General features: G+C 65.5%; 12 protein-coding genes. 10 read left to right on the top strand and 2 right to left on the bottom strand.

The window, feature by feature from the left end; genetic code table 11:
- The first annotated feature begins 29 nt into the window (after positions 1-29).
- On the top strand, positions 30-2,483 hold the full coding sequence (locus AC1DJB_RS07005) for a glycoside hydrolase family 32 protein (RefSeq protein ID WP_441437584.1): 2,454 nt from the start codon (positions 30-32) through the stop codon (positions 2,481-2,483).
- A 150-nt stretch (positions 2,484-2,633) separates the two neighbouring features.
- On the opposite strand, the gene AC1DJB_RS07000 is transcribed toward AC1DJB_RS07005, so the two are convergent.
- On the bottom strand, positions 2,634-3,428 hold the full coding sequence (locus tag AC1DJB_RS07000; RefSeq protein ID WP_284988723.1) for a carbon-nitrogen hydrolase family protein: 795 nt from the start codon (positions 3,426-3,428) through the stop codon (positions 2,634-2,636).
- A gap of 32 nt (positions 3,429-3,460) precedes the next feature.
- Between AC1DJB_RS07000 and AC1DJB_RS06995 the strand changes: the two genes are divergently transcribed.
- The gene (locus AC1DJB_RS06995; RefSeq protein ID WP_059388597.1) at positions 3,461-4,117 is read left to right on the top strand and encodes a GntR family transcriptional regulator; all 657 of its coding nucleotides are present in this window, start codon (positions 3,461-3,463) and stop codon (positions 4,115-4,117) included.
- 58 nt (positions 4,118-4,175) lie between these two features.
- Here the strand turns inward: AC1DJB_RS06995 and AC1DJB_RS06990 are convergent, their stop codons facing one another.
- Positions 4,176-5,564, bottom strand: a complete 1,389-nt coding sequence (locus tag AC1DJB_RS06990) for an MFS transporter (RefSeq protein ID WP_441437583.1) — start codon at positions 5,562-5,564, stop codon at positions 4,176-4,178.
- Between the two features lie 147 nt (positions 5,565-5,711).
- Here AC1DJB_RS06990 and AC1DJB_RS06985 point away from each other — a divergent pair, with 147 nt between their 5' ends.
- The 8 genes from AC1DJB_RS06985 (at position 5,712) to AC1DJB_RS06950 (ending at position 14,592) form a co-directional block, all read left to right on the top strand.
- Positions 5,712-6,398: a DUF2848 domain-containing protein gene (locus AC1DJB_RS06985; RefSeq protein ID WP_284988721.1), complete on the top strand. Its 687-nt coding sequence runs from the start codon at positions 5,712-5,714 to the stop codon at positions 6,396-6,398.
- A 114-nt stretch (positions 6,399-6,512) separates the two neighbouring features.
- Positions 6,513-7,553, top strand: coding sequence for a GTP 3',8-cyclase MoaA (moaA, locus tag AC1DJB_RS06980; RefSeq protein ID WP_059388595.1), 1,041 nt, complete (start codon positions 6,513-6,515; stop codon positions 7,551-7,553).
- 42 nt (positions 7,554-7,595) lie between these two features.
- A complete protein-coding gene (locus AC1DJB_RS06975) occupies positions 7,596-8,492 on the top strand; it encodes an AAA family ATPase (RefSeq protein ID WP_441432890.1) in 897 nt (298 codons plus the stop codon).
- A 4-nt stretch (positions 8,493-8,496) separates the two neighbouring features.
- Positions 8,497-9,612 (top strand): vWA domain-containing protein, encoded by a 1,116-nt coding sequence (locus AC1DJB_RS06970; RefSeq protein WP_332602410.1) that lies wholly within the window; start codon positions 8,497-8,499, stop codon positions 9,610-9,612.
- Positions 9,605-10,771 (top strand): XdhC family protein, encoded by a 1,167-nt coding sequence (locus AC1DJB_RS06965; protein WP_306963352.1) that lies wholly within the window; start codon positions 9,605-9,607, stop codon positions 10,769-10,771. The genes AC1DJB_RS06970 and AC1DJB_RS06965 overlap by 8 nt, the downstream gene beginning before the upstream one ends.
- A 91-nt stretch (positions 10,772-10,862) precedes the next feature.
- Positions 10,863-11,375 carry a (2Fe-2S)-binding protein gene (locus AC1DJB_RS06960; RefSeq protein WP_284988716.1) on the top strand — a complete coding sequence of 171 codons (513 nt, stop codon included), beginning with the start codon at positions 10,863-10,865 and terminating at the stop codon, positions 11,373-11,375.
- The gene (locus tag AC1DJB_RS06955; RefSeq protein WP_306963350.1) at positions 11,372-13,741 is read left to right on the top strand and encodes a xanthine dehydrogenase family protein molybdopterin-binding subunit; all 2,370 of its coding nucleotides are present in this window, start codon (positions 11,372-11,374) and stop codon (positions 13,739-13,741) included. Before AC1DJB_RS06960 ends, AC1DJB_RS06955 begins: the two co-directional genes overlap by 4 nt.
- A complete protein-coding gene (locus AC1DJB_RS06950; RefSeq protein WP_441432891.1) occupies positions 13,738-14,592 on the top strand; it encodes an FAD binding domain-containing protein in 855 nt (284 codons plus the stop codon). The genes AC1DJB_RS06955 and AC1DJB_RS06950 overlap by 4 nt, the downstream gene beginning before the upstream one ends.
- The last annotated feature ends 19 nt before the right edge of the window (positions 14,593-14,611 follow it).

Genomic DNA, 14,611 nt, shown 5'->3' with positions numbered 1-14,611 from the left:
CAGCAAGGAGGCTGTCGAAGAGGGCGAGCATGCTCGCCCTCTTCGCCGCGCTCACGATGTTTTTCACCACAACCATAGTTACCGGGGACATCCCCGGCGCAGGAGCCGTCGGCAGCGCGACCCCACCGCCAATGCGGGCCGTCTACCACATGACTCCCCCGTCAGGATGGCTGAGCGACCCTCAGCGGCCCATCTATCTCAACGGCAAGTACAACCTGTACTACCTTCACAGCAACCAGGACAACGGCCCCGGCGGATGGCGACATGCGACGTCGTCGGACACTGTGGTGTTCAACGACCAAGGCGACGCCCTCCCCCTCCAAAGCAATTTCCCCGTCTGGACCGGCTCCTCGGTGATCGATACCAACAACACCGCGGGCTTCGGGGCCGGCGCCGTCGTCGCGCTCGCCACGCAGCCCACCGACGGCGACCCGTTCCAGCAATCGCAATACCTCTGGTACTCGACCGACGGCGGGACAACCTTCACGCAGTACGGCGCACCGGTCATTGCCAACCCGGACGCCTCGGACTGGTTCCGCGACCCGAAGATCGTTTGGGACGCGGCACACTCGACCTGGGTAGCCGCGATCGGCCGCCAGCAAAAGATCACCTTCTACACCTCGCCGGATCTTAAGACGTGGACGCACCAAACCGACTTCAGCTACACCACCCCGAACATCGGCGGCGTTGAGTGCCCGGACATCTTCCAGATGAAGGCCAACGACGGTTCGTGGCATTGGGTCATGGCCGGCAGCATGCAGGGCGACTACAGCGGCAAGCCGGACACGTATGCGTACTGGACCGGCACGTGGAACGGCTCGGCGTTCGTCGCGGACCAGACGGACCCGCAGTGGCTCGACTGGGGCTCGGACTGGTATGCCTCGGTGACCTGGCCGGACGCCGCGAATCCCGACGCTTCCCGTTACGCGATCGGCTGGATGAACAACTGGCACTACGCGCCGCACACCGTGCCGACGGACTCCACCGACAACTACAACGGCCAGATGTCCGTGGTGCGCCAGCTCAGCCTCAAGTCCGAGGGCAGCGGTGTCTACAGCCTCCTATCCCAGCCGACCCCGAATCTGGCCGACTACGCCACCAAAACCGTGAAGCCCGCCAACGCCACGGTCAACGGACGGACAACCCTCGACTACCACGGCTCCGCCTACGAGCTCGATGCGGACGTCAGCTGGACCACCCTGAACAACGTCGGCATCTCCGTCGGCGAGAACAAGGACGGCAGCCGGCACACGAACATCGGTGTCTACGGGGGCAACCTCTACGTCGATCGCTCCGCGCAGGACCAAGTGCCGTATTCCTTCGGCACGTACCAGCAGTCCCAGGCGCCGCTCGCCTCGGGCACGACGTCCTTGCACCTCCGGATCCTCGTGGACCATGGCAGCGTGGAGGTCTTCGCCGACGACGGCCGGATCGCACTCTCGAACCAGGCCTTCTTCACGTCGTCGGACACGGGGATCTCCCTCTACACGATAGGCGGCAGCGCAAACTTCGCCAACCTCTCGATCACGGAATTCGCCAACATCACCGAACAGGCGAACCCCGCGGCGCCGTACGCGGACTTCGAGGGCAGCACCTATGGTTCATGGACGACGGCGGGAGCGGCCTTCGGTTCAGGGCCCGCCAGCGGGGCTCTCACCAATCAGCAGCCCGTCACGGGCTACCTGGGGAACAAGCTCGCCAACAGTTTCAACGGCGGCGACGCAGCGACCGGAATGCTGACCTCGCCGTCGTTCACCATCGGCCACTCGTACGTCAACTTCCTCGCAGGAGGCGGGAACAACCCACGGCCGTCGGACGTCTTCGCCGACTTCGAGGGCGCGACGTGGGGTGCCGGGTGGACGGCGTCGGGCAGTTACATTGGCCAGGGCCCGACGGCGGAATCCCTCCCCAACCAGCTCGGCTCCAAGGTCCTCGATACGTACGTCGGAGGAGGTGATGCCTCCACGGGCGCGATCACGTCACCGACGTTCACGATCACGCGGGACTATATCGACTTCCTCATCGCTGGAGGAAACCACCCCTGGGGCCAGTCCGGCGCCGCGGCGGTGAACCTCCTCGTCAACGGGCAGGTAGTGCGAACGGCAACAGGCCAGAACTCATCGACGATGTCGAACGTGAAATGGGACGTCCACACGCTCGTGGGGCAGAAGGCCCAAATCCAGGTCATCGACCACGCAACGGGATCCTGGGGCCACATCATGGTGGACCAGATCGTGTTCAGCAGCGTGCCAAACGCGGTAGGAGGTGAACCGGACAATCAGACCACGGTGAATCTCGTCGTCAACGGGCAAGTGGTCCGCACCGCGACGGGCCAGAACAGCGAACGCCTCGCCTGGACATCGTGGAACGTCTCCGACCTCATTGGCCAGAGCGCACAGCTTCAGGTGGTCGATAACGGCACGGGAAGTTGGGGCCATATCCTGCTCGACCAAGTCACCTTCGAAGACATACCGGCCGCCTAAGTCGAACGTGGCCTGTCCGTCCTGACCTTCTTTGCCGCGCAAAAGCCTCGAAATGACGCGACTCGCCGTGCCGTAAGCGCTTTCCGAAACGAAAGAAGGTCAGGACGGCGCCGCCCTCCCTGAAAGAAGACGCCGCTACTCTCGGCGCCGCTAAAGATCCCGGGCATTCGCCAGGACCGGAAGCTTGCCCCGGACTTCTTCGACGACCGACGGATCGATGTCGACGACGGCGAGTTCCGGCATTTCCCCGAGGGCCACCATCACGGCACCCAGTGGCGAGATCACGGCACTGTGCCCTATTCCCGTGGGCGCGGTGCCGGTGGTGGGCAGGCCGACGCTGGCCGGGTTGCCTTGGCCGCACGCCACCACGAAGGTGGTGCTGTCCACTGCGCGGGCCCGCACCAGCAGCTCCCACTGCTCGGCTTTGCCTTCGCCGTCGCCCCACGAGGCGCAGACGATGTTGACCTGCGCTCCTGCCCGGGCGTTGGCTGTGAAGAGGGCGGGGAAGCGCACGTCGTAGCACGTGGCAAGGCCAAACACGGTGCCGTTGAGTTCGAAGGTTACGGGTGACGTCCCGGCGTCGACCGAATCGGATTCCGCGAAACCGAAGGCATCGAAGAGGTGGATCTTGTCGTAGGAGGCGTCCACCCCTGGGCCGGTGACCAAAAGGGTGTTCCGGACCCGGCCGCCCTCACCGGGAGTGAACATTCCCACCACGACGGCGATGTTCAGCTCCCGTGCGAGGCCGCGGACCGCTGTGGCCCACGGCCCGTCCAACGGTTCGGCGATGTCCGCAAGGCTGTTGCCGAAGGCGCGCATCGCTGCTTCGGGAAAGACCACGAGTTCGGCTCCGGCGGCTTTGGCGCGGGTGGCGTATTCTCGGATCAGTTCCAGGTTGGCGGCCAGATCGGCTCCCGTGATGATTTGTGCCACGGCTAAACGCATGAATTTACTCCAAATTGTTGTATACATGATGTATGCGAAAAAGTTCGGGGACTGCGGCGTCCGGCCGCGAGAAGGCGTACGCGTACTTGCGTGAAAATATCCTGATCGACCCCGAAGTCCAGGGGAAGTTCCTGAACGAGCAGGAACTGGCCGCGGAAATCGGCGTATCGCGTACGCCGGTGCGTGAGGCGCTCCTGCTGCTCGTCTCGGACGGCTTGGTGGAACTGATTCCCCAGCGCGGGGCTTACGTTCCTCCGGTGACCGGCCGGGAAATGTCCGAATTGATGGAACTGCGCGGGATCCTTGAAAGCCACGCCGCCGGGCTGGTCATCGAGCAAGGCCGGGTTCCCGCCCGGACGATGCAGGAAACCCTTGACCAGCAGGCAAAGCTTCCCGAGGAACTGAGCCCGGAAGCGGCCCGTGAGTTTATCCGCCTGGACACCCTGTTCCACCAGCAGCTCATCGACGCGGCCGGCAACGAGCTCATCTCCCGGACGTACAGCAAGCTCCACGTCCGGCAGATTCTGGTAGGCGTCTCCGCGCTGTTCCGTACCGGAGGCCGGCGCGAACAGGTATGCGCCGAACACCAGGACATTCTCGACGCCCTGATGTCCGGCGACGCGGCGAAGGCCCAGAAGGCCATCGACCATCACCTGGCGGTGACCCGGGACATCCTGCTGCGCACCTGAGGAATCTTCTGTCCGCCCAGCGCAGCTTGTCAGGATTTTCGAAGGCATGACGTGAGCGTCAGCGCGTTTCCGCGACGGCGGACCGTTGGCTTGCCGCGGAACCTTCCAGCAGCAGGCGATAGTCCTCGTCCTCCACGGTGTTGGAGTCCCGGCCGAGCGCCAACCCCACGGCGGTCACGACGGCGGCCACGGCCACATAGATGGCAACCGGAATCCAGGTGCCGAACTGGGACAGCAACAGCGTGAACATCAAGGGTGCGATGGCGCCCCCGATCACGCCTGCGAACGTATAGGCCAACGAACTTCCGGTGGACCGAAGTCGCGGAGAGAACTGTTCCACGATGAAGGCTGCCTGCGGTCCGTACATGAAGGAGTGCGCCATGAGGCCCAGGACGATTCCCGCGATCAGCAACGGCTCGCTGTGTCCGCCGAGGATTCCGAAGAAGACGAAAGTCCAGACGGCCCCGACCACCGCCGCGATCCCGTAGACGAGTCGCCGGTTGAAGCGGTCGGAGACGGCCCCGGCCAACGGGATCATGAACAGTTGGAATGCCGAACCGATCAACACGGCAGTGAGGACCTGGCTGCGGTCGTAACCAAGCGTCTGGATCCCGTAGCTCAGGGTGAAGACGGTGAACAGGGCATAGAGCACGTCCGGGCCAACCCTGCACAGGGTGGCAGCGACGAGCGGACGGAGTTCCTTGCTGAAGACTTCGCGGACCGGAGCGTTGGGCTGCTCACCGTGCGCCTCGATGGCCTTGAAGATCGGGGTATCTTCAAGCTTCAACCGGATCCAAAGACCGAAGCCCACCAACACGGCCGAAACCAGGAAAGCGATGCGCCAGCCGAAGCTGATGAACTGCGCTTCGCTGAGGGTGACGGTCAGGACGGCCAAGATGCCGTTGGCCAGAAGGTTGCCGGCCGGCGGTCCGACTTGGGCCGCGGAAGCCCAGAAGCCGCGCCGATGGGGATCGCCGTATTCGCTGGAGAGCAGCACTGCCCCGCCCCATTCGCCGCCGACACCCACGCCTTGGGCGAAGCGCAGCAACACCAGGATGATCGGGGCCGAGATGCCGATGCTGCCGTAGCCAGGCAGCACCCCGATCAGCACAGTGGCGACGCCGATGATCATCAGCGTCGTCACGAGGACCTTCTTGCGGCCGATGCGGTCACCGAGCCGGCCGAAAATGATGCCGCCCACAGGACGGGAGACATAGCCCACCGCGTAGGTCGAGAACGCCAGGATGGTCCCGGTCAAGGGATCCGACGACGGGAAAAAGACGATGGGGAATACGACGGCGGCCGCGGCGGAGTAGACGGCAAAGTCGTACCACTCGAGCGCGGTGCCGGTGAGGCTTGCCGCAAAGGCCTTGTACAGGCCTTTGGGATGCATCGGCTTTCCGGGACGCGGCGCTGCGCCGGAAGCCGGAACTGGAACATTGGCCATGGGTTTCCTCCACGAGAAGTTTACGGTGACGCCTGCCACACTGGCGTTAAATGTATACATTACGCATACTGGATGTACATTGGCGACTGTTTCCGGTTTCCGATCTGAAAAATTTCTCCAGCAGGACACGCAAAGGATGGACAGAAAATGACGACTCTGAGCTTTGAACTTCCCGATGGCACCACGCGGAATGTCCAGGTCAAGCACCTCCTGAACGCCGGCTACGCAGGGCGCGAGCAGGAAGAAGTGCAGGCCCACATCGCCGAGCTGGCCGAACTTGGCGTTCCCGGCCCCACAACCACGCCAGCGCTGTACCCGGTGTCGCCTTATCTGGCCCAGCAGGTTTCGGAAGTCCGCGTCCAGCACGGCCGGACCTCGGGCGAAGCGGAATGGGCGCTCGTGATCACCGATGGGGACGTCCTCCTGACCGTGGCGTGCGACCACACGGACCGTGAGCTCGAGGTCCACGGCGTGGCGTGGAGCAAGAACGCGAGCCCGGACGTCTTGGGACGCAAAGCATGGCGCCTGGATGATGTTCGCGACCATTTGGACAAGATCACGCTCAAGGGCTGGGTGGGCGACGGCGAAACTCCGGACACCCTGATCCAGGACAGTTCGCTGGAGGCCCTCCTCAGCCCGGACTACTGGCTGGCGGTGCTCGCAGAACGCGGCCTGAACCAGCCGGGCACCGTCCTCATTTCAGGCACAGTGGCAATGAAACAGGGGGTCGACCAGTTTGCCCGCAGCTGGAGAGTGGAAATGACCGATCCGGTGACCGGCACGTCGGTGGACGCCCAGTATGTCGTGGAGAAGATGGCAGAGCCCATCGGCTGAGGCCGCCTCCGCCGCCGTTCGCCCGACCGCGGTCCATTGTGGGCGCCCGGGACCGGGCATACTCTGGGAGAGTCACAAGCGGTTGGCACTACTACCGCGTTGAGAGGGCGCTCCATGGACGCCAATTCCATCACCGACACCTTCCACCGGCCCCTGCGGGACCTGCGGATTTCCGTCACGGACCGGTGCAATTTCCGGTGCGTCTACTGCATGCCCAAGGAAATCTTCGGGCGGGATTTCGTTTTCATGCCCCGGGACCAGCTGCTGACGTTTGAGGAAATCACCAGGCTGGCCTCGATCGCGGTGGGACACGGTGTGCGGAAGATCCGGCTGACCGGCGGTGAACCCCTGTTGCGGAAGGACATCGAGGAACTGGTCCGGATGCTGGCCCGCTTGCGCACTCCCGACGGGCTGGCACCGGACCTGGCGATGACCACGAACGGCTCGGTCCTGGCGCAGAAGGCGCAAGCCCTCAAGGATGCGGGGCTCAACCGGGTGACGGTCTCGCTGGACTCCCTCCGGGAGGAGACCTTCCAGGCCATGAACGACGTCGGCTATCCCGTGGCGAAGGTCCTGCATGCCGCAGACGTTGCCCAGGCCGCGGGTCTCGGGCCCGTGAAGATCAACATGGTGGTCAAGCGGGGGACGAACGATCAGGACATTCTTCCCATGGCTCGCCACTTCAAAGGGTCCGGGTTCATTCTGCGGTTCATCGAGTACATGGACGTGGGTGCGTCCAACGGCTGGAAAATGGATGAGGTGGTGCCCTCAGCCGAGATCCTGGCCCGCATCGGCGCGGTGCTTCCGCTGGAGCGCGTGGCGCCGAACTACCCCGGCGAGACCTCGGATCGCTGGCGCTACGCGGACGGCAGCGGCGAAATCGGGGTCATTTCCAGCGTGACCCAAGCCTTCTGCCGCGGCTGCACGCGGGCCCGGCTCTCCGCCGACGGGAAGCTGTTCACGTGCCTCTTCGCCACGGCGGGCACGGACTTGAGGGCACTCCTGAGAGGCGGGGCGTCCGACGTCGAGCTTTCGACGGCGTTGTCCGCCTTGTGGGGCGGCCGCGCGGACCGCTACTCGGAACTGCGCAGTTCGCACACGCCTCAAGACCCCGCAGCGACACACAAGATCGAGATGTCGTACATCGGCGGGTAGCCCACCAGACCGGAGCCCTGCCGGTGACCCTATGCTGGTGCCATGACGCAGACGTCGATCAGCTCCGCCACAGCGCTGGCCGAAATGCTGGCCGCCACCGGCTACCTCGCCGACGAGGGCCTGGCCACCATTGGCTACCTCGCCCTGAGCATGGAACGGCCGCTGCTTCTGGAGGGCGAACCGGGCACGGGCAAGACCTCCCTCGCGGAGGCCCTGGCGGAAGGGTTCGGGCTGCCGCTGATCCGATTGCAGTGCTATGAGGGAATCGATGCCTCGCAGGCGTTGTATGACTGGGACTTCACCGCCCAGATCCTGCATCTGCGCAGTGTGGAGGCCAGCGGCGGAGCGGGAATGGACGCGCGGCTGAGCGTGGCCGAACTGGAAAGTTCGCTTTACGACAAACGGTTCCTGCTGGCGCGTCCCATCCTCAAAGCGCTGCAGCAAAGCCCGGCGGTGCTGCTGATCGACGAAATCGACCGGGCCGACGACGAGTTCGAGGCGTTCCTGCTGGAGGTGCTCTCCACTTATCAGGTCTCCATCCCCGAGTTCGGCACGGTCAAAGCTGAAACCCCGCCGATCGTGGTGCTCACCTCCAACCGGACCCGCGACCTGCACGATGCGCTCAAACGCCGCTGCCTCTACCACTGGATCGACCACCCCGGGCTGGCCCGAGAAGTGGAGATTGTGCGGACCCGGCTCCCCCAGGTACCCGCGCTCCTGGCCGAGCAGGTGGTGCGCGCGGTCCAGCAGATCCGGGTCACCGACGACGTACTGAAGCCTCCCGGCGTCGCCGAGACCCTGGACTGGGCCCGCGCGCTGCACCAGCTCGGCCGGGCCGAGCTTGACCTGGCTTCGGCCGCGGCCAGCATCGGCGCGCTGTGCAAGTACCGCGAGGACACCGAGCGCGTCTCGGCTGCCCTGGCCCGGATGCTCGGCTGAGCCCATGCCAACGGCAGGACAAAGCCCCGAACACAGCGCCGAAGAGATCCTCCTTGCCTTCGCTGCAGCCGTGCGTGCGGCCGGCGTGAAAGTGACCGCGGACCGCTCGCTCAGCTTCGTCGACGCCGTCGGCAGGCTCAAGTTGGACCGCCGTTCGGACGTGTTCTGGGCCGGCCGCGCGACGCTATGCGCCTCGCCGGAGGACTTGCCCGCCTACCAGCGGACGTTTGAGGCCTGGTTTGCCGTGGAACACTCCGCCGCCCAACGCCTGGAAAACTCCGCGACGTCCGTGAGCGCTGCCACTTTGGATGACGACGACGGCGGCCCGGAAGGTAGGAGGGAACAGTTGCGGGCACTCGCCAGCCGCCGGGAGTTGCTTCGGCACCGCGACGTGGCCGTATTGGACGACGAGGAACGGGCCTTGCTGCACCGGATGTTCGAGGAGCTGCCGGTGCGCCTGCCCACCCGGCAGACCCGGCGCAAGCACCTCGACCGGCACGGCGACGTGGACCGGGTGCGGACCCTGCGCGACCAACTGCGCCGCGGCGGGGAACCGGGGCCGCTGCGCCGCGCCCGGGCTCCCCGCAAAAACCGCCGGGTGGTCTGGCTGATCGACGTTTCGGGCTCCATGGCACCGTACGCGGACAGCCTGCTTCGCTTGGCCCACCGGGTAGTGGAAGCCGCCCCGCGCCAAGTGGAGGTGTTCACGCTGGGCACCCGCCTGACCCGCGTGACTGCCGCACTGAGGGTGCCAGACCCGGACAATGCCTTGGCTCTCGCCGGCCGCACAGTCCCCGACTGGTCCGGCGGTACCCGGCTCGGAGAAGTGCTGCGGGCGTTCAACGACCGGTGGGGGCAGCGCGTGATGGTGCGCGGCGCCGTCGTCGTGATTGCCAGCGACGGCTGGGAGCGCGGCGACCCCGCACTGCTGGGACGCCAAGCCGAGCGGCTGCACCACCTGGCGAGGCGGATCATTTGGTCCAATCCGCACCGCGGCAAGGCGGGGTACGAGCCGCTGCAACGGGGAATCAGGGCGGTGCTGCCGCACGTTGACTTCTTTATAGGGGGGCACTCAATGCAGAGTTTCGAGGAGTTGTTGGACGTGGTTGCCAATGCGTGAGGTCTTGGACGATCTGGTCGCCGCCATGGCGGCCGGCCACACAGTAGGACTCGGAACGGTGGTGCGCACCTTCCGCTCCGCACCGCGGCCGGCCGGTGCCGCCATGATGGTCGACGCCGACGGCAGTGCGGTGGGCTCGGTGTCCGGCGGGTGCGTCGAAGGAGCGCTTTACGAACTGGCCACCAAGGTGGTCGAGTCCGGCAAGCCGGTGCTGCAGCGCTACGGCATCAGTGACGACGCCGCGTTCGAGGTCGGCCTCACCTGCGGCGGGATCCTGGACATTTTTGTGGAGCCGGTCTCCACTGAGAACTTCCCGGAACTGGCCCAGGTAGCGGACGACGTCGGTGCGGGCCGGCCGGTTGCCATCGTCACCGTGATCGAACACCCCGATCCGGCGTGGCTGGGCCGCCACCTGGTGGTCCGCCCGGAGGGGTTCGTGGGTTCCCTCGGCAGCGAGCGTGCCGACCATGCGGTATCCGATGACGTCCAGGGCCTGCTGGCCGCGGGCCGCAACGCCACGCTCATGTACGGACCGGACGGGCAGCGGCGCGGCGAGGGCATGCGCGTGTTCGCCCTCAGTTTCGCCCCGCAGCCGCGGATGCTGGTGTTCGGCGCGATCGACTTCGCCGCCGCCGTCGCCAAGCAAGGCACCTTCCTGGGCTACCGGGTCACGGTCTGCGACGCACGCGCGGTTTTCGCGACGGCTGCCCGGTTCCCGCAGGCGGACGAGGTGGTGGTGGAATGGCCGCACCGCTACCTGCAGGCGCAGATCGCTGCCGGCCAAGTGGACGAGCGCACCGTGATCTGTGTGCTCACACATGATCCGAAATTCGACGTGCCGCTCCTTGAGTTGGCACTGCGCCACAACGTGGCCTACGTGGGCGCGATGGGATCCCGGCGCACGCACCACGACCGATTGGAACGGCTGCGCGAAGCCGGCCTGAGCGAGGCCGAATTGGCCAGGCTCTCCAGCCCGATCGGCCTGGACCTGGGATCCCGCACCCCGGAGGAAACGGCCGTCTCCATCGCCGCCGAAATCATTGCCTTGCACTGGGGTGGCGGCGGCGGAAGATTGAGCACCATGGAGGCTCGGATCCACCACGAACCCACGGTTGAAGCGGACCACGAGGATGCGGGGTACGAACTCAAGCCGGGCTAGGGCGCTCGCCCCTTCCGAGGAGTAACCTGTGTCACATCAGGACTGGATGCCGGGCAGTCGTGCCCGTCGTCCAACGCGACAGGAGATCCCAATGGCGAGTTCCAAGACGATCACCGTCGAAGTCGATGATGTGAGCTACACAGACGATGTCGAGCCACGATTGCTGCTGGTCCAGTACCTGCGCGAACGGCTTGGCAAGACCGGCACATTGATCGGCTGCGACACTACCAACTGCGGCGCCTGCACCGTCCATCTGAACGGAGTCAGCGTCAAATCCTGCACCATGTTCGCGGTTCAGGCAGACGGCCACAGCGTCACCACCATCGAAGGCCTGGCCCGGGACGGCAAGCTCGCCCCGCTGCAGCAAGCCTTCCACCAATGCCACGCGCTGCAATGCGGCTTCTGCACGCCCGGCATGATCATGCAATCGGCATCCCTCCTCACCGAAAATCCGCACCCCACCGAACAGGAAATCCGGGACGGCCTCGAAGGAAACCTTTGCCGGTGCACCGGGTACCAGAACATAGTTGCCGCGGTACAGGCAGCCGCTGACGGTACGGTTTCCGCGGACAGCGACGAATCAGAAACGGCAGGTGTGGCATGACCATCGCCGAAATCGGCAGGCCCCGCCTCCGCAAAGAAGACGCGCACCTCATCACGGGGCGCTCCAGGTACACGGACAACATGACGTTGCCCGGCATGCTCCATTTGGCCATGGTCCGCAGTCCGTTCGCCCACGCCAGGATCACCTCGATCGACACCTCAGCCGCGAAGTCCTCACCCGGCGTCGTCGCCGTGTTCACCGGAGCCGATCTGGCCGCGGAACAGGGCAGCCTGCCCAACGTCTGGCCCGTCACCGCCGAGCAGAAGGCGCCCGCGTTCCCGTCGATCGCCGTCGACGAGGTGGCCTTTGCCGGCGAGGTAGTTGCCTGCATCGTTGCCCGCAGCGCCGCAGCGGCGCGGGACGCCGTCGAACTCGTGGACGTCAGCTACGACCAACTTCCGGTGGTCCTGGATCTGGAGGAAGCATTCACCGACAAGGTGCTGGCCCACTCCAGCTTGGATTCCAATCTCTCGGCGACGTGGGTGTTTGACTCGGGCGAAGCAGGCACAGGCAAGCCGATCGCCGAGGCGTTGGAGAACGCCGAAGTCCTCATCGAACGCACCTTTTACCAGCAACGCCTCATCCCGGCCTTCATGGAACCGCGCTCGATCGTGGTGGATCCGACGAGTGAGCAGATCACCATGTGGTCGTCCACGCAGATACCCCATATCCTGCGGCTGATCCTGGCATTGACGCTCGGCCTCCCGGAAAGCAAGCTGCGTGTGATCGCCCCCGACGTGGGCGGCGGTTTTGGCGGAAAACTGACGGTGATCCCGGAAGAATTCATCACCCTCATGGCAGCCCGGCGGGTCGGCAAGCCGTGCAAATACACCGAAACCCGCAGCGAGTCGCTTCAGTCCGGGCATCACGGCCGGGCCCAAGTGCAGAAGGTGAAGCTCGCGGCGACGAAGGACGGGATTGTCACCGGGCTGGACATCCAGCTGCTGGCGGACATGGGCGCCTACCTCGGCATTATCGGCTCGGGCATCCCGATCCTGGGCGCGTTCATGTACAACGCCATCTACAAATTCCCGGCGTACCGACTGGAATGCAACAACCTCTTCACCAACAAGGCGTGGACGGGCGCTTACCGGGGCGCAGGCCGGCCGGAAGCCACTTTTGCGATCGAGCGCTTGATGGATGAGCTCGCCGTCGAACTGGGCATGGATCCCCTCGAACTGCGGAAGAAGAACTGGATCACCCACGAGGAATTCCCCTTCACCACTGTCACCGGACTCGAATACGACAGCGGCAACTACGAGGCGGCCACGGCGAAGGCCCTGGAACTCTTTGGCTACGACGAACTCCGGGCAGAGCAGGCCAGGCGCCGCGAAGCCAACGATCCCGTCCAACTCGGCATCGGCATCTCCACGTTCACCGAAATGTGCGGCCTGGCTCCATCCCGGGTGCTTGGCGCGCTCAGTTACGCGGCCGGCGGCTGGGAGCACGCCCAGGTGCGGGTGCTGCCCACCGGCAACGTCGAGGTAGTCACGGGCACTTCCCCCCACGGCCAGGGTCACGAAACCGCGTGGAGCCAGCTCGTGGCGGACAGGCTCGGCGTGCCGTTCGAAAATGTCGAAGTGCTGCATGGTGATACACAGGTCTCCCAGCGGGGCCTGGACACCTACGGCTCCCGCTCGCTGACCGTCGGTGGTATGGCGGTGCTGGCCGCTGCGGACAAGGTGATCGAGAAGGCTAAGGTCCTGGCAGCGCACATGATGGAGGCCAGCGAGGAGGACATCGAGTTCACGGACGGCAAGTTCAGCGTCAAGGGCACTGATCAGTCCACTGCCTTCGGTGAAGTCGCCTTCGCCGCCTTCTCGGCGCACAACCTGCCGGAAGGGTTTGAGCCCAATCTGGATTCGGATGCCACCTTCGACCCGCAGAGCTTCTCCTTCCCGCACGGCACCCATCTGGCCGCCATGGAAGTGGACACCGAGACCGGGCAGGTCAGCATCCGCAAGTACGTTTGCGTGGACGACGTCGGGGTGGTGGTCAATCCGCTGATTGTGGAGGGCCAGGTCCACGGCGGCCTGGCGCAGGGAATCGCTCAGGCCCTTTATGAGGAGGCCGTGCACGACGACGCCGGGACCCTGGTCACGGGCTCGTTCGTGGACTACCTCGTGCCCGGCGCGCCCGACCTGCCGCACTTCACAACGGCGCGCACGGAGACGCCGTCCACCACCAACCAGTTGGGGGCCAAGGGAGTCGGCGAGGCAGGAACCATCGCCTCGACGCCCGCCATTGTCAACGGCGTGCTGGACGCGATTCGGCACCTTGGCGTGAAGGACATCAAGATGCCATGCACGCCGGCGCGTGTGTGGGCCGCCCTTGAAGAAGCCAAGACCACGGGAGATGTGCAATGATTCCGAGCGCATTCGATTACGCCGCTCCGGCCACGGTGGCGGAGGCGTTGAGCGTGTTGGCCGACGCCGGCGACGACGTAAAGCTGTTGGCCGGGGGTCAAAGCCTCATCCCCGTGATGAAGCTGCGCTTGGCCGACCCGGCGATGGTGGTCGATTTGGGCCGGATCGGCGAGTTGTCCGGGGTCCGCGACGACGGCGACGCCCTGCTGATCGGAGCCATGACAACGCACCACCAGATCGCCACGGACCCGCTTATTGCCGAGCACGTGCCGTTGCTGGCCAAGGCAGCTGCGACGGTCGCGGATCCCCAGGTCCGCCACCGCGGCACGTTCGGCGGCGCCCTGGTTCACGCCGACCCGGCGGGCGACATGCCCGCACCGGTGCTGGCCGCGGACGCCGCGTTCATCCTGGCAGGTCCGGAGGGGGAGCGCCGGGTGGCAGCGGCGGACTTCTTCCAGGGGTACTTCACTACCGCCGTCGACGACGGCGAGATCCTCACCCATATTCGGGTGCCGAAGTACACCGGCTGGGGTGCGCACTACGAGAAATTCACCAGGGTGGCCCAACAATGGTCCATCGTGGCGGTTGCCGTGATGGTCCGGGTGGAAGGCGGCACGATCGCCGAGGCCAGGATCGGCTTGACCAACATGGCCAGCACGCCGTTGCGGGCGACCGCCGTCGAGCAGGCACTCGTGGGCGCCGCGCTGACCCGGGAAGCGATCGCCTCGGCGAGCGCACACGCTGCCGAGGGGACCGATCCCGCGAGCGACCTCAACGGTGACGCGGCCTACCGCCGCCGCTTGGCCGAGGTCCTGACCAAGCGGGCCGTTATCGCGGCCGCCGGGCTCTAGCGGAAGGCGGGCGGAGGGA

The organism is Arthrobacter sp. 01T428, from assembly GCF_056398685.1.
Note: the sequence above shows the minus strand (reverse complement) of the source record. Positions and strands in the feature narration are given on the sequence as shown.

Bases quoted from the DNA above. Each gene is read 5' to 3' on its own strand.
- AC1DJB_RS06990 (WP_441437583.1), bottom strand. From the start codon at position 5,564: ATGGCCAATGTTCCAGTTCCGGCTTCCGGCGCAGCGCCGCGTCCCGGA.
- AC1DJB_RS06960 (WP_284988716.1), top strand. From the start codon at position 10,863: ATGGCGAGTTCCAAGACGATCACCGTCGAAGTCGATGATGTGAGCTAC.
- AC1DJB_RS07000 (WP_284988723.1), bottom strand. From the start codon at position 3,428: ATGCGTTTAGCCGTGGCACAAATCATCACGGGAGCCGATCTGGCCGCC.
- AC1DJB_RS06970 (WP_332602410.1), top strand. From the start codon at position 8,497: ATGCCAACGGCAGGACAAAGCCCCGAACACAGCGCCGAAGAGATCCTC.
- AC1DJB_RS07005 (WP_441437584.1), top strand. From the start codon at position 30: ATGCTCGCCCTCTTCGCCGCGCTCACGATGTTTTTCACCACAACCATA.
- AC1DJB_RS06975 (WP_441432890.1), top strand. From the start codon at position 7,596: ATGACGCAGACGTCGATCAGCTCCGCCACAGCGCTGGCCGAAATGCTG.
- AC1DJB_RS06985 (WP_284988721.1), top strand. From the start codon at position 5,712: ATGACGACTCTGAGCTTTGAACTTCCCGATGGCACCACGCGGAATGTC.
- AC1DJB_RS06995 (WP_059388597.1), top strand. From the start codon at position 3,461: ATGCGAAAAAGTTCGGGGACTGCGGCGTCCGGCCGCGAGAAGGCGTAC.
- AC1DJB_RS06950 (WP_441432891.1), top strand. From the start codon at position 13,738: ATGATTCCGAGCGCATTCGATTACGCCGCTCCGGCCACGGTGGCGGAG.
- AC1DJB_RS06955 (WP_306963350.1), top strand. From the start codon at position 11,372: ATGACCATCGCCGAAATCGGCAGGCCCCGCCTCCGCAAAGAAGACGCG.
- AC1DJB_RS06965 (WP_306963352.1), top strand. From the start codon at position 9,605: ATGCGTGAGGTCTTGGACGATCTGGTCGCCGCCATGGCGGCCGGCCAC.
- moaA (WP_059388595.1), top strand. From the start codon at position 6,513: ATGGACGCCAATTCCATCACCGACACCTTCCACCGGCCCCTGCGGGAC.